General features: G+C 42.7%; 25 protein-coding genes. 9 read left to right on the top strand and 16 right to left on the bottom strand.

Features of this window, described 5'->3' with window-relative positions:
• Nucleotides 1-278 precede the first annotated feature (278 nt).
• The 8 genes from KWJ01_RS02575 to KWJ01_RS02540 all read left to right on the top strand — a co-directional run bounded on the left by KWJ01_RS02575 (nucleotide 279) and on the right by KWJ01_RS02540 (nucleotide 6,149).
• Nucleotides 279-1,085: an SDR family oxidoreductase gene (locus tag KWJ01_RS02575; protein ID WP_224994755.1), complete on the top strand. Its 807-nt coding sequence runs from the start codon at nucleotides 279-281 to the stop codon at nucleotides 1,083-1,085.
• A gap of 57 nt (nucleotides 1,086-1,142) precedes the next feature.
• Nucleotides 1,143-2,054, top strand: a complete 912-nt coding sequence (locus KWJ01_RS02570) for an AraC family transcriptional regulator (RefSeq protein WP_224994754.1) — start codon at nucleotides 1,143-1,145, stop codon at nucleotides 2,052-2,054.
• A 453-nt stretch (nucleotides 2,055-2,507) separates the two neighbouring features.
• Nucleotides 2,508-3,086 carry a TetR/AcrR family transcriptional regulator gene (locus KWJ01_RS02565; protein ID WP_224994752.1) on the top strand — a complete coding sequence of 193 codons (579 nt, stop codon included), beginning with the start codon at nucleotides 2,508-2,510 and terminating at the stop codon, nucleotides 3,084-3,086.
• Between the two features lie 36 nt (nucleotides 3,087-3,122).
• The gene (locus tag KWJ01_RS02560; protein ID WP_224994751.1) at nucleotides 3,123-3,749 is read left to right on the top strand and encodes a hypothetical protein; all 627 of its coding nucleotides are present in this window, start codon (nucleotides 3,123-3,125) and stop codon (nucleotides 3,747-3,749) included.
• A gap of 56 nt (nucleotides 3,750-3,805) precedes the next feature.
• Nucleotides 3,806-4,591 carry an SDR family oxidoreductase gene (locus tag KWJ01_RS02555; protein WP_224994750.1) on the top strand — a complete coding sequence of 262 codons (786 nt, stop codon included), beginning with the start codon at nucleotides 3,806-3,808 and terminating at the stop codon, nucleotides 4,589-4,591.
• A 353-nt stretch (nucleotides 4,592-4,944) separates the two neighbouring features.
• The gene (locus KWJ01_RS02550) at nucleotides 4,945-5,466 is read left to right on the top strand and encodes a DNA-3-methyladenine glycosylase I (RefSeq protein WP_224994749.1); all 522 of its coding nucleotides are present in this window, start codon (nucleotides 4,945-4,947) and stop codon (nucleotides 5,464-5,466) included.
• Nucleotides 5,467-5,471: 5 nt separating this feature from the next.
• The gene (locus KWJ01_RS02545) at nucleotides 5,472-5,810 is read left to right on the top strand and encodes a nuclear transport factor 2 family protein (RefSeq protein ID WP_224994747.1); all 339 of its coding nucleotides are present in this window, start codon (nucleotides 5,472-5,474) and stop codon (nucleotides 5,808-5,810) included.
• A gap of 15 nt (nucleotides 5,811-5,825) precedes the next feature.
• A complete protein-coding gene (locus KWJ01_RS02540; protein ID WP_224994745.1) occupies nucleotides 5,826-6,149 on the top strand; it encodes a hypothetical protein in 324 nt (107 codons plus the stop codon).
• A gap of 824 nt (nucleotides 6,150-6,973) precedes the next feature.
• On the opposite strand, the gene panB is transcribed toward KWJ01_RS02540, so the two are convergent.
• The 8 genes from panB to KWJ01_RS02495 all read right to left on the bottom strand — a co-directional run bounded on the left by panB (nucleotide 6,974) and on the right by KWJ01_RS02495 (nucleotide 13,403).
• Nucleotides 6,974-7,795: a 3-methyl-2-oxobutanoate hydroxymethyltransferase gene (gene panB / locus KWJ01_RS02530; protein WP_224994743.1), complete on the bottom strand. Its 822-nt coding sequence runs from the start codon at nucleotides 7,793-7,795 to the stop codon at nucleotides 6,974-6,976.
• 53 nt (nucleotides 7,796-7,848) lie between these two features.
• Nucleotides 7,849-8,526, bottom strand: coding sequence for an alpha/beta hydrolase (locus KWJ01_RS02525; protein WP_224994742.1), 678 nt, complete (start codon nucleotides 8,524-8,526; stop codon nucleotides 7,849-7,851).
• A gap of 145 nt (nucleotides 8,527-8,671) precedes the next feature.
• The gene (locus tag KWJ01_RS02520) at nucleotides 8,672-9,580 is read right to left on the bottom strand and encodes a DUF4440 domain-containing protein (protein WP_224994740.1); all 909 of its coding nucleotides are present in this window, start codon (nucleotides 9,578-9,580) and stop codon (nucleotides 8,672-8,674) included.
• Between the two features lie 183 nt (nucleotides 9,581-9,763).
• Entirely contained in the window at nucleotides 9,764-10,255 is a 492-nt protein-coding gene (locus KWJ01_RS02515) for an SgcJ/EcaC family oxidoreductase (protein WP_224994739.1), read from the bottom strand.
• A 122-nt stretch (nucleotides 10,256-10,377) separates the two neighbouring features.
• On the bottom strand, nucleotides 10,378-11,028 hold the full coding sequence (locus KWJ01_RS02510) for a YceI family protein (RefSeq protein ID WP_224994737.1): 651 nt from the start codon (nucleotides 11,026-11,028) through the stop codon (nucleotides 10,378-10,380).
• 94 nt (nucleotides 11,029-11,122) lie between these two features.
• The gene (gene ygiD / locus KWJ01_RS02505) at nucleotides 11,123-11,956 is read right to left on the bottom strand and encodes a 4,5-DOPA dioxygenase extradiol (protein WP_224994735.1); all 834 of its coding nucleotides are present in this window, start codon (nucleotides 11,954-11,956) and stop codon (nucleotides 11,123-11,125) included.
• A gap of 101 nt (nucleotides 11,957-12,057) precedes the next feature.
• Complete coding sequence (locus KWJ01_RS02500) at nucleotides 12,058-12,720, bottom strand: NADPH-dependent F420 reductase (RefSeq protein WP_224994733.1); 663 nt, start codon at nucleotides 12,718-12,720, stop codon at nucleotides 12,058-12,060.
• Between the two features lie 104 nt (nucleotides 12,721-12,824).
• Nucleotides 12,825-13,403, bottom strand: a complete 579-nt coding sequence (locus KWJ01_RS02495; protein WP_224994732.1) for a Crp/Fnr family transcriptional regulator — start codon at nucleotides 13,401-13,403, stop codon at nucleotides 12,825-12,827.
• An 86-nt stretch (nucleotides 13,404-13,489) separates the two neighbouring features.
• Between KWJ01_RS02495 and KWJ01_RS02490 the strand changes: the two genes are divergently transcribed.
• Complete coding sequence (locus KWJ01_RS02490) at nucleotides 13,490-14,401, top strand: transposase (RefSeq protein ID WP_224994730.1); 912 nt, start codon at nucleotides 13,490-13,492, stop codon at nucleotides 14,399-14,401.
• A 101-nt stretch (nucleotides 14,402-14,502) separates the two neighbouring features.
• On the opposite strand, the gene KWJ01_RS02485 is transcribed toward KWJ01_RS02490, so the two are convergent.
• The 8 genes from KWJ01_RS02485 to KWJ01_RS02450 form a co-directional block, all read right to left on the bottom strand.
• Nucleotides 14,503-15,321 (bottom strand): alpha/beta fold hydrolase, encoded by an 819-nt coding sequence (locus KWJ01_RS02485; RefSeq protein ID WP_224994729.1) that lies wholly within the window; start codon nucleotides 15,319-15,321, stop codon nucleotides 14,503-14,505.
• A 265-nt stretch (nucleotides 15,322-15,586) separates the two neighbouring features.
• Entirely contained in the window at nucleotides 15,587-15,832 is a 246-nt protein-coding gene (locus KWJ01_RS02480; RefSeq protein WP_224994728.1) for a DUF2798 domain-containing protein, read from the bottom strand.
• A 67-nt stretch (nucleotides 15,833-15,899) separates the two neighbouring features.
• On the bottom strand, nucleotides 15,900-16,868 hold the full coding sequence (locus KWJ01_RS02475) for a zinc-binding alcohol dehydrogenase family protein (protein WP_224994727.1): 969 nt from the start codon (nucleotides 16,866-16,868) through the stop codon (nucleotides 15,900-15,902).
• 81 nt (nucleotides 16,869-16,949) lie between these two features.
• Nucleotides 16,950-17,306 carry a nuclear transport factor 2 family protein gene (locus tag KWJ01_RS02470; RefSeq protein WP_224994726.1) on the bottom strand — a complete coding sequence of 119 codons (357 nt, stop codon included), beginning with the start codon at nucleotides 17,304-17,306 and terminating at the stop codon, nucleotides 16,950-16,952.
• A 47-nt stretch (nucleotides 17,307-17,353) separates the two neighbouring features.
• Nucleotides 17,354-18,223 (bottom strand): alpha/beta fold hydrolase, encoded by an 870-nt coding sequence (locus KWJ01_RS02465; RefSeq protein WP_224994724.1) that lies wholly within the window; start codon nucleotides 18,221-18,223, stop codon nucleotides 17,354-17,356.
• Between the two features lie 236 nt (nucleotides 18,224-18,459).
• Nucleotides 18,460-19,140, bottom strand: coding sequence for a DUF1080 domain-containing protein (locus KWJ01_RS02460; RefSeq protein ID WP_224994723.1), 681 nt, complete (start codon nucleotides 19,138-19,140; stop codon nucleotides 18,460-18,462).
• A 184-nt stretch (nucleotides 19,141-19,324) separates the two neighbouring features.
• A complete protein-coding gene (locus tag KWJ01_RS02455; RefSeq protein WP_224994721.1) occupies nucleotides 19,325-19,855 on the bottom strand; it encodes a DinB family protein in 531 nt (176 codons plus the stop codon).
• Between the two features lie 28 nt (nucleotides 19,856-19,883).
• On the bottom strand, nucleotides 19,884-20,999 hold the full coding sequence (locus KWJ01_RS02450; protein WP_224994720.1) for a hypothetical protein: 1,116 nt from the start codon (nucleotides 20,997-20,999) through the stop codon (nucleotides 19,884-19,886).
• Nucleotides 21,000-21,028 lie beyond the last annotated feature (29 nt).

The following is a 21,028-nucleotide window of genomic DNA, read 5'->3' as shown; positions in this document are numbered from 1 at the left end:
AACCTATCGATCATTGATGATATTCTGGTTAACCATAAATCGAAGCGGTTGAGTCATACGGTTGCCCTATAATACTTCCATATGAAGCCAGTATTGTTCATCATCAAACATCTTAGCAGAGTAGGTCTTTAAAGTAGCGACTGCTTTGAACATTATAGTCTTTAGATTACCTTATCACCTTACAAAAGGTTATTAAGGCTACTATTTCCACCATTTCGGTTAATTCAGAAACTGAAGGTTTATTGAATTTTGCATTATACAATCATAACGAGATAGATATGCAAAAGACAATTTTTATTACAGGAGCATCCGCAGGATTAGGAAAAGCTACAGCCAGATTATTCAATTCAAAAGGCTGGAAGGTGATTGCTACCATGCGTAACCCAGAAAAGGAAACAGAACTTTCGCAACTAGACAGCGTAATGCTGCTGCCTTTGGATGTGACTAATTCAAAACAAATCAAAGAAACCATAGCTAAGGTGCTGGAAGATCACAATGTTGATGTAGTATTAAATAATGCTGGATATGGTTTAGTGGGACCATTGGAAGCATTTACAGATGAGCAGATTGATGCGCAGATCCAAACCAACTTATTTGGAGTCATCAATGTCTCACGGGCATTTTTATCTTACTTCAGAGAAAAGAAAAGCGGCACTTTTATCAATGTAACATCCTCTTTCGGATTATTGAGTTTCCCTACCTGTTCCATTTATAGTGCTTCCAAATTCGGCGTAGACGGATTTTCCGAGGGATTGGCTTATGAACTAGCCCAGTTTGGTATTCTGGTAAAGGTAGTTGCTCCTGGTGGAATGCAAACTGATTTCGCCGGACGTTCTTTAAAAGGGGGTATGCACGATGCCTATCAACAATTGACAACCAAAGTAAGTGAAGGGTACAGCGCCGAGCAAGTTGCAGCATATACCAAAGCGGAAGAAGTAGCACAAATTATTTTAAATGCGGCAACCGATGGTAAAAATCAGTTGAGATATATTGCCGGAAAAGATGCGATTGCCTTATACACAGAGCGATTAGAAAGCGGACCAGAAGCGCAGGTGCAAAAGATTAAATCTCAATTTGTATTTTAACTGAATGAAATTCCTGTCCGTGCAAAATAAATCGGACAGGAACTTTATTTGTTCCGTATGAAAAAGCAGCCTGTTATATTCAATTCTCTATCCCAGCTCCATAAAGCAATGGGTCAACCGGCTCCAAGCCATCCGTTAATCAGTATCTTGAACTACGGGGAAGCCCATTTTGACCCTAAAGACTTCGAACAAGGTATTATTCTGAATTTCTATAAAATATCCTTCAAGACCAGTTTCTCGGGAAGGCTTAAATATGGACAGGGCTACTATGATTTCGAAGAAGGCGGGATGTCGTTCATCGCTCCCGGACAACTACTGCGCATGCAGGAGGAAGAAGCAAATTACGACGGGATGACCTTGCATATCCACCCGGATTTTCTACGGGCCTATCCTTTGAATAGCATCATCAAACAATACGGGTTTTTCAGTTATTCCGCAGCAGAGGCACTCTATCTCTCTGAAAAAGAAAAGGCGACTATTTTCAGTGTCTATCGCTTTATTCAGGACGAATTAGGTGAAAGGATCGACAAATTCAGTCAGGATGTGATCATTTCCCAGATTGAGTTGTTGCTCAACTATGCCAATCGTTTCTACGACCGTCAGTTCATTACCAGGAAAGCGGTAAACAATGATGTGTTGAGTAAATTAGAGGCTTTGCTGGAGAATTATTTCAACGATGACAAATCACTGATGAACGGTTTGCCATCTGTTCAATCTGTAGCGGAACAATTGCATCTTACACCACGGTATCTGAGTGATTTGCTGCGTAACCTGATAGGGCTGAATACCCAGCAATACATCCACGAAAAAGTTATTCACAAGGCAAAGGAATATCTGGCCAAAGACGAATTAACAGTTGCCGAGATCGCTTACCATCTGGGTTTCGAGCATCCGCAATCATTCAATAAGCTCTTCAAGAGCAAGACTGCGTTATCGCCATTAGATTATAAAAAAAGTTTACTGAATTAGATAGACAAGCTTTCCTATACTCTTGCTTTCGGCTATATATCATGGTAATCGGCCGGAAAATGAATCCCGCCAATAGAATGGCTACTTTAGTCGCTTACTGCATGGGATTATAGCTGAAAGCAATATTGGTTTCAAAATATCGGGAATAGAAAGAAATGTTCTTTTATTTTACCGAATCGATACTCCCCCTACGGTTGAAGCCATTCTAAGCTAATTCCCCTGGATGCTCATAGGTTCCGGAAAGATTGTTCCTTACCCACGAGCAACGTTATCTGAATCCGTTGAAAGAACAGCCAAACATTGTCCAAGGTGTCGCCTCTTATTCATATCGAGTCATTTCTGGGCATCAAGAACCAATCTTTGAGCCGGATAAAGAAACGGATACAGGGAAATGAATAAAAAAGAAATTCTGAAATGATTGTTTCAAATATTAGTTTATCTTTGCCTTATATCATGGCACGAAACGTAGAATTTGATGAACAACTGGCTATTTCCAAGGCAATGGACGTCTTTTGGAAAAAGGGCTATAATGGTGCATCCATGCGGGATCTTACCGAAGCAATGGGTATTAACAGTAGCAGCCTGTACAATACCATCGGCGACAAGCACCAGCTTTTCTTAAAAGCCATCAAACACTACACGGAATCACGGATGGAAGCCGCCAAAAAGCAGTTGCAGCAGATCACATCTCCATTAAAAGCAATTGAAAAGTATATCAACGCTTCCGTTTACACGATCACCAATGAGCCTAATAGTTGCCTGGCCATCAAGACCACCTTTGAAGTGGCTACTGGTGATGCGGAAGTGCAGAAGGTAATCAAGGCTGACAATGAGTTTACTTATCAGCTGTTGATCGGATTGGTTCAAAAAGCTATTGAAAAAAAGGAAATTAAGGTAAGTCAGGATGCAGAAATGCTGACAGACTATATCATCAATCACTTTACAGGCTGGCACGAGTCCTTTATCATTCACCAGGACAAAACAAGAATCAAGAAAATGGCGCAGTTCCTGATCGAGCAGCTAAGCCAATAATTTTTTACCTTTTATTGAAACGAACGTTACATAATTATGAATCCCATAGACCTACAACAGAAATACAGCAGCTATTATACTGCGGGTGAATCACCGGAGGTCGTAGAAATCCCTGAGGTAAGCTATGTTTCCATTCTTGGAGCAGGAAGCCCCGGAACGGCCACTTTCTACGGGAAGAAAAAAGCTATAAAAGACTTTGTTTACCATTTGCAAAAAAAATATGAGGGAACGGAGCAGGCATTTAAAAGCCAGGTAGTGGAAATCTTCTATTGGTTTGATGAAGAGCAAACGGGTTTTGTGGACATCGGTGAATTTTATACCACAGTGGACCTGGACCAGCTTCATTATCGGATAGCCATACGCATCCCAGATTATGTTTCAGACAAGGTTATCCAGGAAATAGCCCAACGTTCAGCGGAGAATTCATTTTTCAAGGATTTTGAGCGCTTTACCTATACGGCTGGAAAATGTGTGCAGCTCTTACACACAGGACCCTTTGCGGGAGAATTGGAAACCCTTCCGCTATTGCAGCAATTTGCGACGGCCAATGGATTGATAAAGTCAGGCATGCACCACGAGATTCATGTCGTGAATTTCGAAAAGGGACAAAGCCAGGCACATCTTCAAACTATCCTGCGGGATCCGGTAGTGGCCGTCAAATAAACGTATTTTTTTATTCTAATCTGAAACATTTGTTTCAGTTAAATCAAAAACATAAAATGAAAATAACAGAAAAAGAATTATCAGGTAAGGTTGCCTTGGTTACCGGTGGAACAAAGGGCATAGGAAAAGCTATTGCAGATGAACTGGCAGCATTAGGGGCTACCGTTATAGTTTCGGCAAGGAGCAAACCCACAGAAGGTATAGACCATGATTTTATAGCTGCGGATTTAACGAAGAGTTTGGACAATGAAGAATTAGCCCGGAGAATAACCGTGCAATATGGCGAGTTGGATATTTTGGTCAACAATGTAGGTGGAACTTCTTCCCCGGCAGGTGGTTTCAGCGTGCTCTCAGACCAGGACTGGGAGAATGACCTGCAGCTGAACCTCCTGGCAGCTATTAAATTGGATAAGGCACTTGTCCCTTCCATGATTGCACGGGAATCGGGGGTAGTTATCCATATATCTTCCCTCAACGGTAAACTGCCCCTTTATGCTTCTAATTTCTCTTACGGCGTTACCAAAGCAGCCCTGAACAACTACAGCAAAACACTGGCTAATGAAGTGGCTTCAAATGGTGTTCGGGTGATAACCATTTCCCCCGGAATGGTCAAAACCAAGGCGATGGAGACATTTCTGAACAATTATGCAGCCTCCATTGGGAAAAGCGCTGATGAAACCGCTCAGGTAGTGATGGATAGCCTGGGGAGTGTACCCATGAAACGGCTAGCTCAACCAGAGGAGATTGCGCATTTAGTTGGCTTTTTGGCCTCACCCAAAGCGTCTTACATTACCGGTGCGAATTATGTAATAGACGGCGGAACAATCCCGACTGTTTTTTAAGGTCCTTTCTTAAAACAAAACCATCCTGCGACCCATTATTTTGGAAGGCAACAAGGTAGTTATTCACCTGGATTACCATGCGAAACGGATTGATGGGGAAATTTATGATAATGGGATTGTCGTTCTGATGAAGCTGGGAATGGCCTGATTGTGGAAGAACGGGAATTTCTAGATATAATCCATGTAAAAGGAATATTCTGCGGCGGGATCGAAAGTTCGCAATGACAACACAGCTGGTCAAAATGGCAACAAACCTCTTCGTTCTGGCTAATTTATTCTTTCGAGTTTGGAGCAATTTTGTGCTGTATAAAAGTTAAAAAAATAAAATGAGTTATTGCAGTCATATCCAAAAGATGAAAGAACCCAGCCGAAGCCTTCATCAACACTACCATGACAACCATTACGGATTTCCCATTCATGATGATAACGAATTATTCGGTCGCCTCCTGATGGAAATCAACCAGGCAGGGTTAAGCTGGGAAACCATCCTGAAGAAAGAGAAAGGCTTCCGTAAAGCCTATGATGATTTTAATATCAAAAAGGTTGCCGCATATAACGAAACAGACCGTGAAAGGCTGCTAAATGATCCAGGGATTATCCGTAACAAACTTAAAGTAAATGCAGCAATAGAAAACGCGAAGTCAATCCTTGAACTGCAAAAAGAATATGGAAGTTTTGAAAAATGGCTGGTACATCACCATCCCAAAACCAAACAAGAATGGATAAAACTGTTTAAGAAAACATTTCGATTTACCGGTGGTGAGATAGTGAACGAATTTTTGATGAGCATCGGGTATCTGCAAGGAGCACATTCCGAAACTTGCCCCGTCCATCAAGAAGTTATAAAAGTAAAACCTATGTGGCTAAAGAAATAACGGAAATGAAAACACAAACTTTCATCAATGATTGGATTGCCACCGGCAATGATTTCAAAACAAAGGAATATCTGGATTTTTACCTGCCCAATGCCATTTTGGATGATCCTTCTGTTGGAGCGGAATTCATAGGACACAACGGCATCACAGAATACTTTGACAGTTATTTCATTGGCTTTCAGACGCAGACTAAGCTGGTCAGATTAGATGTTTTAGATGACGAAAATGCGCACCTGGAAGTAGAGTTTACAGGAAAGTTTCCGGAGGGGAAAATAGGAGGAACCTTTGATTTTACATTCAAGGATGGTAAGATCTCCTTTGTAAAAGCAGATTTAATACTTTAACCGAAAGAAAAAAACATGAGTAAAAATAATTTTGACGAAATCATCCATCGTTCATTGGAGATACGGGAGAAATACCATGAACTTGAGTTACAGCACCACGGAAGCGAATGGACGGTGGAAGAAGACGCGTTAGCCTATCTGACCGATGCGGGCTTAGTAGGTAGAAATATCATGTCGCAGCAGCAATGTTGGCCAAAAGAGAATTCTCAACAAGAATTAGAGCATAAATTGGGTGAGAATATTTGGTGGCTGATTGTATTGGCTGACAGATCAGGTATAGACATTAAGGATGCGGTACAAAAATTTATCAGCAGCAAAGAACAATTACTGTTTAACTAGCTGCGCCTAGAAATCTTATTCTGAAAAAGTCAAGACTTAATCTGACGGTTGAATGGTAAGCTCCCCAGTTTACAAACTGGTTTTCAGTTGAAATCTTTCAAATATATCAGAATGTTTCTGCTATCGCTATGGGTGTTGATAGTGGCCGGTACACCGATGGGTAAGTCCGCAGGTGTTATCCACCGGGCGTCGGTCGCTGCTAACACCCCGTTTGCTACACAGGGCTCATTCTCTTCAGGCTGTCATGGGGTCTGAAAAGATTGTAGCGGCCCGCCACCGCGGTCCTGTATCCATTTTCTGTTATCTCTCTTACCTCATCTAAGGTATCAAAAAGATACACATCCGCGCGGCGGCCCCAAGCACATTTCGTCTGTAGGTGCCATTGTGCCTTTCTACAAAAGCATTCTGGGTTGGCTGCGCGTCCCGGGCTTACCAGCTTGAATATAGAAGAACTCAATGCCTTGCATCTTGCTCCATGCCCTCATAAGTGAAGCGGCTAGTTCTGGTCCATTGCGCTCCGCCACCGCGGTCCATTCTGATTTTCCTAGGCTTTTGCCTTCTTTTGATCAGGTGGTTAAGCACCCACACTACCCTGTTGCTCTTAATCTAGTGGTCAATCTCAATGCGCAAAGCCTCCCTGCAGTCCGCCGCTGCGGTTAAAATCATCTGCGCGGCGGCCGCCATGACGTTAAGGTTCTGAATTTGCAACCATTCCCCAGTGCCATCGCTCATGAAGTCAACACTGACCCGACCTAAAAACTTTGAATTGATTGGGGTGATTTTAGATTTTGGTTCTGATCCATGTGGGCAACTTTTGACAATAATTAATAGCTCTCCTGTAAACTCGGGAAATCTGCAGCTTTAACATCGTCAACATACTGTTTGACGGCGCTATTAATTACAGTGTGCAAGTCTGCATATTGCCTGACAAACTTCGGATTAAACTCTTTATTCATTCCCAGCATATCGTGAACAACAAGTACTTGCCCATCAGTACCAGCTCCCGCACCAATTCCGATGATTGGAATATGTAATGATGCTGCTACCTCCTCTGCCAGGGATGCCGGAATCTTTTCTATCGTTATTGCATAGCAGCCAAGTTCTTGCAAAAGTAGCGCGTCCTTCTTCAGCTTTTCAGCTTCTGCGTCAGCTTTTGCTCGAACACCGTAGTTCCCGTATTTGTTGATGGACTGCGGCATTAAGCCCAGATGCCCCATGACAGGAATACCGGCATTGATGATTTTCCGTATATCCTCTGAAATTTCCTCACCTCCTTCTATTTTGAGGGTATCAGCGCCAGTCTCCTTTATGATTCTAATAGCTGATTTCAAAGATTTACTCGGGTTTCCGCTGCATGTACCGAATGGCATATCAACCACAACCAATGCCCTTTTTACGCCTTTGACTACGGATTTTCCATAAAAGATGATCTCCTCTAAAGTTAGCGGTAGTGTGGTTTTGTTTCCTGCCATTACATTAGATGCGGAATCTCCTACCAAAATAGCATCAAGCCCAGCCTGGTCAAGGATGCTCGCCATCGTATAATCGTACGCGGTCAGCATGGAAATCTTCTCACCGCGTTCCTTCATCTTCTGAAATGTTTGTACAGTTACTTTCCTTTTATCAGTATCAGTGCTAACGGACATAGTAAGGTGTAATAAGTGATTGTATGATTTTGAAAGCTAATTTTTCATATCAGCTACTTAGCATTAAGCCACGCATTTAAATCTTTCAATACCTCACCGCTGATTTGATGACCCATGTTGTACTCTTGATAAGTTAATGGCACATCCAGATGCTGGAGGAAAGTTTTGGCTTGTTTTGCGTAATGAACTGGCAATGTTGCATCCTGCATCCCGTGTGCAATGAATACCTTCAAGCGGTACAGTTCATCATTTTTAGTCACTGTGGATTGGAGATCTTCAAGAACTCTGCCGCTTAAGGCTATAATTCCGTTCACCTCCTTGGGATGCCTTAACCCTATACTATAACTCATAATGGCTCCCTGGCTAAAACCGCCGAGGTACACTTCATCAAGACTGTACTTTTGTTTTACCTCCGCTATAAATTTTCTAATGGTTTCTCTGCTTGATAATTCCTGTGCTTCATTGAAAACAGGTTTACCAGTTGAAAAATCGACCTGGTACCAGGCAAATCTTTCAGGACCCAAAGCAAAAGGAGCACGGGCTGCAATAACAAAAAACTCAGCAGGTAAATGTCCTGCAAGATTGAACAGATCCTGCTCATTACTACCAACACCGTGTAACAGAATGATGGCTCTATTCTTTGAAGTCTCAACTTTTGGCTCCCGCACAAGATGTTTTAGGATGAGATTATTCGATGTTAGCACGAGTTCTTTATCGGATTTATTTTTCATTTGAGTACTGTCTATCAGGTAGAAGTTGATTGTGAAGAGAAGTAAGCTCAGCAACATGTAGAAAAAGTTGTAAATGGCTGGTAGAGGTATTTAATACTTCCACCAGCCTTTCCATTAATATTACTTCCTGAAGATTATAGCGTTACTATTCAGGTTGATTATACAGATACCAGGCGATTCTCCAGTTTCCCTCAACCTTTTTGACGATAAAAATCTCTCTATAGCTCGCAGGAACAGTTTGACCATTTGAGCGAATCAAAGTTGTTCCCTCGGAATGTGATCTTACGTAGCCGTATTCACCGTCAACAGCGATTTCGTCAATTGTAAAGGCTAGATCGAGTTCAACTGCATCAAACACGCTTTCATAAGTACTTTTTATGGCAGTATTGCCTACCATAGTAGGAGCATCCGGAGCCATTAAAACGCCATCTGCAATGAAAATACTTGATACTGCTTGTGCATCTGAAGAAGAAATTGCATTCGCATAAGCTGAAGTGATAAGTGTGCGAATATCATTTATATCTTCTTCAGTGTAACTAAGAGGATTATTTTCAATGACCTGTGTGTTGTTAGCCTGGCTCAAAACACCCATTTTATTGTAGATATAGCTGGCTATTTTCCATTGATCATTTACCTTTTTCACAACAAATAGTTCCCTGTTTTCTTCAGGAGCACTAGCGCCCGTAGCCTTTATGGTTGCCGTACCTGCAGAGGTAGATCTGACGAATCCATATTGATTGCCAACGATTATTTCATCAATCTTAAATTCAAGATTTAGGTCAACAGCACCAAAGATACTCTCATAGGTGTTTTTCAATGCAGTAGCACCTGTAGCAGTAGGCGAGCCAGGGCCCATCACAACGCCATCGGCCGTAAATGCAGATGTTACAGCATCTGCATCTGAAGCTGCTAATGCATTTTGGTAAGAAACCCCAACCAAACTTTCGATAGCTTCACTTTCTTGTTGGACATTGATAGATTCGCTGGTGTCATCGTCCTTTTCACATGAGGCAAACGCTATGGCGATTGCCAATAAATAACATACCCTTTTCATTTCTTAGTAATTTTATACCCGGAGGATTTATTAGAAATTTTTACACGCCCTGCTATGAAAGCAGGCACTTTAGTCCACTCGCAAACGCTTTCCTGTTATAAGCTAGCTGCCGTTCATCTGAAGTTCTTATTTCTACTGGTAGGAAAAGTAGCTAAGCTAGCATTCCACTCTTAAAGAGCCCTGTTATTTGGTCTTATTGTACATGTAGCGGGCAATCTTCCACTGACCTTTTACTTTTTCAAATACAAATAATTCGCGGTTTTCATCGGGAATGCTTTGTCCGCTCTTTTTTATGATGAAACTACCTTGAGAGCTTGATCTGGCAAATGCAGTATTACCGTTGACTTCAATTTCTTGAATGGTAAACTTTAGGGTGTAGGTAAAATTGTCAAAAACATACTGATAGGTGCCCTTTACTTGTTCGACTCCATCGGCTGTAGGTGCTCCATTAGCCATTAATACCCCATCAGTTGTGTATAGGCTGATAACCTTGCTTACATCGGATGCATTAAGCGCATCCTGATAACTATAGATTAACTTTTCAATAGCTGTTTTCTCTGAAGCATTTTCAGTTTGTGCTTTGTTAACCTTCAGACTCTTAGATTGGCCTTTTGCTTCATTCTGGAAGAAGAGCGCAGATGCAATCAATGCAACAATCATTAATGATTTTTTCATTGGTTTTTGTAGTTAAATTGTAGTACAAAGTTGCCAATGATTGTGCTCTGCAGCTTATAATCTAGTTTAAGAAACACTCTTAAACTAGATTAAGGGTGTTTCTTAAACCTTTGGTGAATAGATCACTTACCTGTAGCAGTGGCCGTAGTACTTGCAGCTGTAGTGACCAGTTTTAGGTCAATAATAAACTCATTGTCAAGAGCTTTATCGCCCAGATCTGCAAAGAATGAAGGGGAGCCATAGCGCACATCAAACTTGCTCCGATCTACCGTAATTTTTGCCACGGCCTCGGCTGCATCTCCGTTAAATTTTACAGTAGCAGGAAAGCTGATTGTTTCTGTCTTACCCTTAATGGTAAGATTGCCAGTGATCTGGTAGTTACTTGCGCCAGCTTTGGCTCCGGAAATCGGTGTTGCCTTGGTAATCTTGAAAGTAGCTTTCGGATGCTTTTCAACCCCAAAGAAGTCATCTGACTTGAGGTGCCCCACCAATTTCGCATTGTAGCCTGCATCAGTAAGATCAGTGTTGGTGATGCTGTTCATATCGATTTCGAAGGCACCCCCCACCAGCTTGTTCTTCGCTACCTGTAGCGAGCCGGATGTTAGAGAGATATTGCCGGTATGCTCGCCGCCAATCTTTTTACCCGTCCACACCAGGCTAGATTTTTGCGTGTCAACTGTAAAAGTTTTAGCCGCTCCACTCTGGGCAGCAAGTTGTGTGGTTGTGATAGCCAGGATGGCCAGAGCGGCAAAGAAATACTTAGTAATTTTCATGTTTTAAGTGTATTAGCTATTGAAATAAATTGAATGATAAAATGTGTCGGAGTACAGGATCATATGACTGCTGGTTCAGGTATAGCTCGTTTTCTTAGCCAATCTTTACAGAGGTCATGGTTAGGGAACCGCCTACTACTCTGTCGTTGAAAAACGAAACCTCATCCTTACTTCCCTTAAGCCCTAGCGAATAGAGTAAGGGCCAATAATGTTCTGGGGTAGGGATGGCTAACTTGGCTTCTCTGCCCAATTGCTCGTATTTTATTAGTTGATCGTGGCTGCCGTTACTGATTAGGTCTTTGAATTTTGTATTCATCTGCACAGCCCAGTCATACCCCCATTCTGGTTCGTCAATTTTATCCCAGGCTACCATGCGCAGGTTGTGTACCATGTTACCGCTACCCATAATGAGTACACCTTTTTTTCGAAGGTCTGCCAGCTCTTTTGCCAGCTGATAATGGTATTGCGGACCTTTGGAGTAATCGATGCTTAGCTGCAGCACAGGGATATTCGCTTCGGGGTACATATGCCGGATAACAGTCCAGGCACCGTGATCAAGCCCCCAATCATGGTCCATTTCAACTGCCGTGGATTTGATAAGGGAAGCCGTTTCTTTAGCCAATAAAGGGTTGCCTGGAGCATTATATTGAACATCGAATAAGGCCTTAGGAAAGCCTCCGAAATCATGAATGGTTTTCGGAAAGTCCATAGCAGTGACACGAGTGCCCTTGCTCAACCAATGCGCAGAAATAACAAGTACCGCTTTTGGGGTAGGGATCTCTTTGCCGAGTTGCTTCCACTTCCGGCTGAATTCATTATCCAGAATGCCATTCATGGGGGAGCCATGGCCAATGAACAAGACAGGCATTAGTTGCTCTTGCTCACTTAGACTTTCTGTAAACCGGTTAAAAGCTGATAATGTGCTCATACCTACTACTCCAGTGATAAGTGTTTTAATAAATTGATCCCGTTGCATAACAGCTTGATTTGCTACAACACCTACTCAATATTGAGTGATAGCTGTTTAGTTTACTGGTGTAGGATTTTCCATCCAGCCAGCCAGTTGTAGTTGTACTTCATGTTCAGCTGTATGAGTAGGAGCTGCATGTTTTCCAGCGTTCTGCTTACAGAGAGATCACCTGCTAGGAGAGGATTGAAGCCGGCTGTGCTCACCAGTTCAGAAACCGTCCTCAACGCATCTTCCTCATTGCCTGCAACAAAAGCATCTGCTTGTCTACCGTCAATTACTGGTGTTGAGAAGTCTGCAGCAAAGGTGGTGTTGAATGCTTTCACTACTTTAGCATTGGGCAGGCTCTTTTGCAGTTCTTCTGCTGCGCTGGTATCAGGTGCTGTTACCAAGCCATTATAGCTGCTGTTTAGAGGATTTGATATACTGATGACGATCTTTTGGTTGGAGACTTCCCGAATCTTTTGGGCTACTTCTTTTTCCGCTTCATAAGGAACCGCAACAATGATGATATCGGCTTCCCAGGATGCTTCTACGGAGCAATCGATAGCCTCTACAGCTGCAGCAGGATTGCTGCTCCTAATTTCCTCCACTACTGCTTGAACTTTGTCTTGCTCCCTGGCGCATAGGAGTAATCTGTAATTGCCTTTCGACAGGCTTTTTGATATAGCAGAGCCCATATTTCCAGAGGCTCCGATAATGGCGATGGTTTGCATTGTTTTCATGATTTTGATTTCTAACAATGCAAAGTTACCTACGCTCCATGCCCTGTGCATTGAGCTCGATCAAGAAAAACCATTGACTTTTGTCAATGAAATGGAAGGTAGTTTTATTCGCGATTTGCCATCTTCTTCCTGATCCGGCTCAAGGTTTCAGGGGTCAGGCCCAGGTAGGAGGCTATCATGTGTTGGGGCACGCGTTGCACAATGTCAGGATACATTTCCGTGAAATTTCTGTAACGCTCCTCTACAGGTAAGCTTATATTAGAAGTATGGCGTCTTTGAAGAGCTATATAAGCACCTGTGATCAGCAAGCGCATATAGGTCTCATATTTAGGCTGCACTTTTAAAAGTTCTTCATGTGCACTCTTGCTAATTAAAATCAATTCGGCTTCCTCTATCGCTTCGATATGATAAGTAGCAGGCTCTCCAGTCAGAAAACTGAACAGATCGGAAATGGTCCAGCCTTCTATAGCAAATTGAATGATATGTTCGCTGCCGCTTTCAACCGAGTATTCCCGTAATGTTCCCTTTTCTACAAAGGCAATGGCTTTACAAACATCTCCTTTCTGCAACAGATACTGCCTTTTCCGTAGTTTCTTTGGGGTTAGGTATGCTTTGATTTGTTCCTGCTCTTCATTAGATAGCGGTACCTTCTCCTGGAATTTCTGAAAGAATAAGTCGTACATAATAGACCTTATTACGATAATTTACTAAGGGTCTGATAGCGAAGGGATAAAAGAACTAAGGCGGTAGGAGATCTTCTTTTTGTATTATGCGAATAATCAAAAGTGAAGAAATATCCCACCGCCAGTTAATAGGCTTAACGAGTTTACGAGCAGATGAGTTTATGGCTATTTTATCAGAATTCGATAAGTTATGGCTGCAGTACTATAGCTATTATGATTTGAAAGGAAATAAGAGAAGCTTGCCCAAGCACAGCGAACACAGTGATATTAGTCTAAAAGGCAGTCATGATAAGCTTTTATTCATTCTGATTTACCTGCAGCAAAATCCTACACAGGCATATCATGGGTTAATGTTTTCCATGAGTCAGGGAAAGGTGAGTCAATGGCTGAAACTACTATTGCCCTTATTGGAAAAGAGTCTGCATCGGCTCGGGATGCTCCCTCAAAGAAGGGCAGATCAACTGTATTTGAGCCTCAAAGCACTGGCAGAGTACTTTATTCTCTTGGATGGCACCGAAAGAGTTATTCCACGTTCTGTGGATTATGAGCGCCAGAGGTTCTACTACAGTGGTAAAAAAGGGGAGCACACAGTAAAAAACAACCTGATTATCAACAAGGAAAAGAAGGTACTTTTCCTGAGTGCTACTGTAGAAGGAAGCATGCACGATAAGGCACTGGCTGATGAAATGGAGCTGCTTTTTCCCCCTGAAGGAGTGCTGATGCAGGATCTGGGATTCCTGGGCTTTTCCCCTGATAAAGTTAAAGTAGTGATGCCGGAGAAAAAACCTAAGAATCAAGAGCTAAGCTCAGAAGATAAAGCATTTAACCAGCTGGTGTCTTCTATGAGAGTTACAGTAGAGCATGCCATCGGAGCTATCAAAAGACTCAGAATCGTACAGGAAAAAATCAGACTCAGAATTGAAAATATTCATGACAGAGTCATGCTAATCGCCTGCGGATTGCACAACCTTAGAATTGAGTATAGAAATTTATCGTAATAACCTCTAATAAATCACTTTAAATAAGAATGGACTCTAAGCTGAAAATGGGTCGTACTAAATTTTGTACTACTTACTTTTAGTAGAGTTTTCCATTCTTATTACGGCATCAGGCATTGCAACACTAGATTTTTTAGTTGCTCCGGATTGGTCACATGGGCAATGTGCCCTTGGTTATAAACCGGATACACAGTAATTCCCCGAACCCTGGCTACTATAGCTGCGCTTGCTGTCCTTATTCCATGAGGACTTTCCGTGCCTAATAGTAAAAATGCTTTTGATTTTATTTTGTCCGTATCAGCTATGCTTGGGTTGAGATTATCCAATGCTTCTACCTCACGAAGGAAAATCTTTGTCATTTGAGTGAAAGCAGCCCAAGTTGGGCTTCGTTTAGAAGCCTGTACTACAGAAGGGTCAAAACCAACAATTTTGATTTGTGTTAACACTGTAGCTTCATCCAATTTACCTTCAGCAACTAAAGATTTCAATTGAGGGAGCAGACCCTTGCTTACCGTATCGAAGATCCCGTTCATAGGTTCATAAAAAACAATACGACCCTCGAAAGAAACCTGTTGCAGATAACTCAATGCAATAGCACCACCATAGCTGTGGGCAATGATAGAAGTCCCGTGCCCGGCAAGATCTACGATAGCAGCAAGATCATCAACCTCCATTTGGAACGAAAACGGCTTGTCGTAATCAGAACTCTGGCCACGTCCCCTCCGATCATAAACATAAACGGTGTAAGTGTCAGCTAAAAGACGAGCAAACTCAAACCAGTTTTCCTGCACAGAGTAGCTGCCATGAACGATAACCACAGCCGGCCCTTGGCCGAATTTTGTATATCCGATCTTAAGCCCGTCTTTCGATACTATACTACCGGCTATAGGTTTTTTGTCTGTAGCGGATGAATTTCTCATCTTTTTCTGTACGTGTGATAATTTTTATGAACTGTTATGTTTCAGTAAAAAGCAGCTTTACTTAGTCGGTTTAAGAGCACTGAATTCAGCAGGAAGAGCTGTATCTACTTCTATGGCAAGAGCTTCTCTGCGGTCCGTCGAATCGGTTTTAGAAGGCCACCATGGCTCGGTGCCTTTATGAATGCCTAACTCTTGGTATATAACAGCTACCTCCTTGCCTAACTTATGCTTTTTTGGTGAGGCTACTATTTAAGGATAGACGAATTCAAGATCTATCAACTGTTTGTTCTGCCTTTGCAGCAACTTTCTCTGTAAGTCTTTTTGCAACTGGTATAATAATAAAAGCTGCAACATACGCTACCGGGAACATGACGCTCCAGGTATTCAATACCTGATACATCCATCCATCTTGGAAACCATAATTGCGCGATATTCCAACGGCTGCCATAATCAAGGTCATAGGAAACACCACAAGTAAAGTATTAATGTGTTTCAAATATTTATTCTTCATTTAGTAAAAAGACAGTTTTGTTTTGTAATAGCTCCGATCGATAATCAAATTTGAATAGAATGTAGCTCTAAGTAAGTACTACAATCTTTCCTCCAGCAGAATTGCTTTCCATAAATTGATGTGCCGCTGAAATTTCCGCAAAGGTAAATGTTCTGCTGATATTAAGCTGAATTAGTCCGGCTTCCACATCATGAATAAACTGCTGAAAACTTTGCTGATCCACCCGGATTTGTCCGCTGTCGTAAATAGTAAGGTGAACAGTAGCGGGGATGTATTCCATGGGAGCAAAATCTGCGATCGACCATTGTTCTGCCAGCATGCCTGTCATGCATATGGTGCCACCAGGGGCAGCACATTGTAGCGAATCCTTAAGAGTAGAGGTACCCACCAGTTCTAGTACTTTCTCCACGCCCGTTGGATAGTGAAGCTTCACCTTTTCAGCCAGCTGGCCGGCATCTATAATCACGAGGTCAGCACCATTGCTTTGTAGTAGAGCTGTCTTTTCCGGTTTCCGGGTAGTGGCGATGACTGTGAGGCCGCTCCTTTTGGCCAGCTGGGTAGCTAGCATTCCAATAGAAGAGGTGCCGCCCCTAATCAGAAGCGTTTCTCCTGGCTGGATTTTCAGGGCCAGGTATAGGGATCCCCAAACGGTTTGGAACATTTCAGGCATGGCACCAAGCTGCTCCCAGGCTAGATTACTTTCAAATGGGTACAGTAAAGTTCTGGGAAGCAGAGTATATTCTGCGTAGCTACCGTCAAACTCTCTGCCCATACCCCCCATGAAGGCAGCAACTTTTTGTCCCGGCCTAAATTCTCCTGCCGGATCCTGTTCTACTTCTCCAACACACTCTATGCCCAGCACCCTTGGGAACCTGACGTTTGGGGAAAGACCTTTACGCGTCATCAATTCCGAGCGGTTGAGCCCAAAGGCTTTTACCTTCACCAGCACCTGTTCAGCATTGGGTATTGGTTGGGGCCTGTCCTCCAGTACAAAGCTTTCAGGTCCACCAGGATGATGTAATACTGCTGCTTTCATAGGTGTATTAGGCTTATAGTGGGGAAGAGCGATTACTACTCCACTAAATGGTTTTAAGATGTAACGGAAAATCTGTTACACTTACTTTGCCAGCCTGTAATCTGCCACAGTGTGGAACCTGATCTTATCACCTTCCAGGAAAAAGGTATCTGTACCCATGGGTATTTTGGCAGCTGCTGTTTCGCTTGCCCATGCAATGTATGCCATATTACCGCTTACTATCAACTGCTTCATTTCAAAATCAGAACCTGTGGGAATTGCAGTGAAAAATTCTTCAAAAAAAGTACGGATGGGAGCTAGTCCCTTTAAAGCTCCCCCTGGTGTCAGCACTTCCGACTCCTCTGTATAATCTTTCATGATCTCGTCAAGATCATTATTGCCAAAGGCTGTGAGGTGATGGGTTAATACTGCTCTTGTTAGTGTTTCGCTAGTTGTCATAATATTTCTGTTTATAATTTATTTGCTCTTAAAATCTTTTGATAATACTACTGCTTCAGGAAGGGAAGCATGCTTGTCCATACAGCCGGAAAGTTTACCAGAAATACTGGGTGCGGCGCATTGGGAATTACACTTAGCTGGCTGTTCGGAATCATTTCGTACGCTTCGATGACGGTCTTCAAAGGCGCATTTTGGTCAAGCTCACCTGTCATTACTAAGACAGGGCTCTTGATGGCACTTAGGGTTTCTTTACCTATGCTTAGCGAGTTATAGTAGTTATTCAGGGTTACCAGCCACTCGTCAAATCTCTGCGCTTGGGGCATTAGCGCCAGTTGCTGCTTAAAGTAAAGGCTGTCCATACCGAAAAGCTGTTTTCGGCTAAGGTCGAATGTCCTGAAACCCTGCTTCCATTCTCCGGCACCTATCGCAATCAGCTTCTTTACTTTATGCGGGTATAAGGCGGCAAGAAAATATCCTGTATATGCGCCATCACTGAAGCCTAAAACCGTTACACTGTCTTTCGTTACAGCACTGATCACGGCATTTACATCCGCTGCCTTTCGCTCGTAAGACGGCATTTGTGTACCCATTTCCGATTTACCATGTCCTCTGGTAGTTATGGCAATGACCTGGTAATTCTGTTTAAGGCTGTCAATAAACTGATGCATTTCATAGGTAGAACCTACCACTCCGCCGTGAAGAACGACAACGGGCTTTCCTTTGCCGTACAACTCGTAGTAGATTTTGGCATCACCAGCTTTTACATAATGTCCCGCCTTAGGGTTGTTTCCGTAGGGTATGGCATGGGCCGGTGTAGGTGTCTGTTGCATAAAATGGATCAGACGCTTAGGTGTTTGCGCCTGGCCAGCTATCCATGCAAACTGAAATGCTATTAGGAAAAGGAGTATGCGTTTCATTTGTATTGTTTTTATATTCTGCTTTTCTCCGGCTTCAGCGTACCCATTTTGATATTCTTAGCGCTATTGGAGAGCTCTTTGCATCAGTCTGATTATAGGAGGGCCGGTGTTATTAGAAAAGGAGTTTAGACTGGTCCTTCTATAGAATAGCTTTTCTGTAGATCTTAACTTGGGACGTATTGGCGTTGCCCATGCACCACCATTAGAAGTTTAGAATCTAGTTTTGCATTGCCACATTACTGTTGATGGCTTACTTTTAAATCTCTGAAGTAGCCCTCTGTTCCAACATCCACCCATAAACCAATGGCTCCTGATGCATCTGCTCCCAACTTCAGGTCATTGACAATAAGAGAAGGCTGATCATGGCCATTTAAATAAAGCTTAGCCTGCTGCCCAGTCACAACAATCTTCATGGTGATCCATTCATTCAGGGCCATATCGGAATACGATTCATATTTCTCGGGTGATTCTTCTCTAAGCCGGTCAAACTTGTAATCCGGATAAGCATAATACTGAATGCTGTGATTGCGCCTCACCTGTTCATTTGCCCTGGCGTTCGTGGGGCGGATGTAGATGCTTTCATACCTTGAGTTATCTTCGTTGATCCGGAAGGCGATACCAATAAAGCCACGAGCAAACTCCGGAGCATCCTTCAGTAGGCGGCTCAATACCTTTACTTCAATAGTGCCATTCCCAAAATCAACGTCTTTGATTCTGACGAAGGTTGGTTCATCAAATTTCTCTACAGAAGCGTCTTTGACTACTTTTATAGCCTGCTTGCCTTTTATTTTCTCGATGGACATCGACACCTGGACAGGTTCTAATATGGCAGGCTCAAGCTTAACTGTTTGAGCATAGAGCTGGGTTGCAGCGAACAACAAACAGTTTGAAAGGATTAGTGCGATTCTTATCATCATGGTTTCTTTTGTTCAATTCCGCACAAAGCCAGGTGCTTAAGAATAAATATGCAGATGTGACAGATTTTGCTGCGAGTGGTGAGTTTCTTTATTAGCAACTGCTCACTCAAAAACAGTACCCATCACATCTGCACAAAAAAACAGTACTAAGCGGTATCTGTGGATTACTTTCCCCTCTACCAGTTTAGAAAAGCTTTTCCTGTGGTGGTGTGGCGCCTGCCAAGCGCAGGTATACAGTTGTTTGTCCGCGATGGTGCGTCTGGTGCTCAAAGAGCTTATCAAGCGCCGCCTTCTTGGTCATGTCAAACTGATTGAACAGCTTAATACTCTCATTGAGTTGAGCAGGCGTCATTTTCTTTAGATTGTTGATCACAAAATCATAACCTGCCATCACCTGCTTTGTGACACTAGCCTTAGATTTATCAGCTGACTTTTCTGATTCGCCCTGGCCTATAGGACTTTTTGCTCCTGTTGCCGCAGCGGCAAAACCATAATTACCGTCTGTTAAGTGTAGCATCTGCTCTGCAAAAGAACGCATTTCAGGTGTGGGTTTAAGGGCATAGCCAGATTCAGGCATGGCATCCAGGTATTCTTTGGTGTAGGCCTTAGCACGCTCCCAATCCTTAACCATTTCATCAATGGAGGTTTGTGCCTGGGCAAAACCACTAAGACCTAAAACAAGAAAAAGTGTGAGTACTAGATTTTTAGCTTTCATGATTGTATTGTTTGATTGTGCAAAAAGTTTATTTAGTAAATAATCCAGCTCCAAGGTTTGCCCCCAACGTGCCCGGCTTAAGGTGAAGGTAGTTTCGGTTGGTTTGATCTTCTTCCAACTCTATTTTGCCTTCTTTTTTGATGATAACATCTTTACCGAACTTCAACTTCTTTGGATCGGCTTTAACACCAAAACCTGTTGCTCCTCCCCCTTTATGCACTAATTCATTATACCCAATCACCATGGAGTTGGAGATGTTGTAGGAGTTTTTCGCGTCTTCATTCAAAACCCAAAAAATGTTAGCATTCGCTACCACGTTGTTATAATATTTGAAATCCTCAGCCACTGTCCAGGACCAAACTGCAGCACCATAATTGCCTACTATAAGGTTGTGGTGCATCTCGCATCGTTCAGCAGGACGTTCGGATTGAAAGAATACAACGGCATCTTTAACATTGTAAAATACACAGTGGTCTACCACTATCCCCTGTCCGCTGGCCAAAATGGGTAAATGATTGGGTATAGCATTTTTGTCCCCTAAAAAAAGACATTGGGTAATCCGAAGGTCATCCAGATTCATGCCTTCCCGAACGATTGGATAGTTTCTTCTGACAACTCCATCTTGCGGGCTCTCGTGCACAGGTGTTCCCAGGACCCGCAGGCCTTGAATGGTAACATGGCTGGTTTCTATTTGAATCCCGTAAGAAGTACCTGGATCATCAGAACCACCTGGTTTAAAATTAAGGGGCATAGTAGATACAATTACGGGCATCCTGGCAGGACCCCAGTCGGCATCATCGGGTAAGACTTCGGCGCGGATGGTTAGCCTTTCATCTTTGGTGAAATGCCAGTTTACGGGATGAAAGGTAACGGTAGCATCCAGGCCATAGATTCCTTCGGTCAGGAGAATAGTAACAGATCCTTTACCATTAGCTTGATTTACCCTACGAGCTGCTTCATACAGTGATTTTAGCGGACTTTCTTTCGTACCCTCATTAGTATCTACGCCCAATTCAGGGTTTAAATAGATATTACCATCTTTAGGTATAGAGGCCTTATTGTTCCATCCTTGACCAAAGGCAGTACTAAAGGTTAGCAACAACAAAACTATTGTCGACAGATAGTATCTATAATTTTTATACATGTAACTTAATTTTTTGCAAAGGTAAGTTG

This window comes from Cesiribacter sp. SM1, from assembly GCF_020178975.1.
Lineage (GTDB): Bacteria > Bacteroidota > Bacteroidia > Cytophagales > Cyclobacteriaceae > Cesiribacter.
The sequence above is the reverse complement of the archived record's forward strand: the minus strand, read 5'-3'. Positions and strand labels throughout refer to the sequence as shown.

What these genes read in the sequence shown, in the direction of transcription:
- KWJ01_RS02575 (WP_224994755.1), top strand. Translation starts at nt 279, where the DNA reads ATGCAAAAGACAATTTTTATTACAGGAGCATCCGCAGGATTAGGAAAA.
- KWJ01_RS02570 (WP_224994754.1), top strand. Translation starts at nt 1,143, where the DNA reads ATGAAAAAGCAGCCTGTTATATTCAATTCTCTATCCCAGCTCCATAAA.
- KWJ01_RS02565 (WP_224994752.1), top strand. Translation starts at nt 2,508, where the DNA reads ATGGCACGAAACGTAGAATTTGATGAACAACTGGCTATTTCCAAGGCA.
- KWJ01_RS02560 (WP_224994751.1), top strand. Translation starts at nt 3,123, where the DNA reads ATGAATCCCATAGACCTACAACAGAAATACAGCAGCTATTATACTGCG.
- KWJ01_RS02555 (WP_224994750.1), top strand. Translation starts at nt 3,806, where the DNA reads ATGAAAATAACAGAAAAAGAATTATCAGGTAAGGTTGCCTTGGTTACC.
- KWJ01_RS02550 (WP_224994749.1), top strand. Translation starts at nt 4,945, where the DNA reads ATGAAAGAACCCAGCCGAAGCCTTCATCAACACTACCATGACAACCAT.
- KWJ01_RS02545 (WP_224994747.1), top strand. Translation starts at nt 5,472, where the DNA reads ATGAAAACACAAACTTTCATCAATGATTGGATTGCCACCGGCAATGAT.
- KWJ01_RS02540 (WP_224994745.1), top strand. Translation starts at nt 5,826, where the DNA reads ATGAGTAAAAATAATTTTGACGAAATCATCCATCGTTCATTGGAGATA.
- panB (WP_224994743.1), bottom strand. Translation starts at nt 7,795, where the DNA reads ATGTCCGTTAGCACTGATACTGATAAAAGGAAAGTAACTGTACAAACA.
- KWJ01_RS02525 (WP_224994742.1), bottom strand. Translation starts at nt 8,526, where the DNA reads ATGAAAAATAAATCCGATAAAGAACTCGTGCTAACATCGAATAATCTC.
- KWJ01_RS02520 (WP_224994740.1), bottom strand. Translation starts at nt 9,580, where the DNA reads ATGAAAAGGGTATGTTATTTATTGGCAATCGCCATAGCGTTTGCCTCA.
- KWJ01_RS02515 (WP_224994739.1), bottom strand. Translation starts at nt 10,255, where the DNA reads ATGAAAAAATCATTAATGATTGTTGCATTGATTGCATCTGCGCTCTTC.
- KWJ01_RS02510 (WP_224994737.1), bottom strand. Translation starts at nt 11,028, where the DNA reads ATGAAAATTACTAAGTATTTCTTTGCCGCTCTGGCCATCCTGGCTATC.
- ygiD (WP_224994735.1), bottom strand. Translation starts at nt 11,956, where the DNA reads ATGAGCACATTATCAGCTTTTAACCGGTTTACAGAAAGTCTAAGTGAG.
- KWJ01_RS02500 (WP_224994733.1), bottom strand. Translation starts at nt 12,720, where the DNA reads ATGAAAACAATGCAAACCATCGCCATTATCGGAGCCTCTGGAAATATG.
- KWJ01_RS02495 (WP_224994732.1), bottom strand. Translation starts at nt 13,403, where the DNA reads ATGTACGACTTATTCTTTCAGAAATTCCAGGAGAAGGTACCGCTATCT.
- KWJ01_RS02490 (WP_224994730.1), top strand. Translation starts at nt 13,490, where the DNA reads ATGCGAATAATCAAAAGTGAAGAAATATCCCACCGCCAGTTAATAGGC.
- KWJ01_RS02485 (WP_224994729.1), bottom strand. Translation starts at nt 15,321, where the DNA reads ATGAGAAATTCATCCGCTACAGACAAAAAACCTATAGCCGGTAGTATA.
- KWJ01_RS02480 (WP_224994728.1), bottom strand. Translation starts at nt 15,832, where the DNA reads ATGAAGAATAAATATTTGAAACACATTAATACTTTACTTGTGGTGTTT.
- KWJ01_RS02475 (WP_224994727.1), bottom strand. Translation starts at nt 16,868, where the DNA reads ATGAAAGCAGCAGTATTACATCATCCTGGTGGACCTGAAAGCTTTGTA.
- KWJ01_RS02470 (WP_224994726.1), bottom strand. Translation starts at nt 17,306, where the DNA reads ATGACAACTAGCGAAACACTAACAAGAGCAGTATTAACCCATCACCTC.
- KWJ01_RS02465 (WP_224994724.1), bottom strand. Translation starts at nt 18,223, where the DNA reads ATGAAACGCATACTCCTTTTCCTAATAGCATTTCAGTTTGCATGGATA.
- KWJ01_RS02460 (WP_224994723.1), bottom strand. Translation starts at nt 19,140, where the DNA reads ATGATGATAAGAATCGCACTAATCCTTTCAAACTGTTTGTTGTTCGCT.
- KWJ01_RS02455 (WP_224994721.1), bottom strand. Translation starts at nt 19,855, where the DNA reads ATGAAAGCTAAAAATCTAGTACTCACACTTTTTCTTGTTTTAGGTCTT.
- KWJ01_RS02450 (WP_224994720.1), bottom strand. Translation starts at nt 20,999, where the DNA reads ATGTATAAAAATTATAGATACTATCTGTCGACAATAGTTTTGTTGTTG.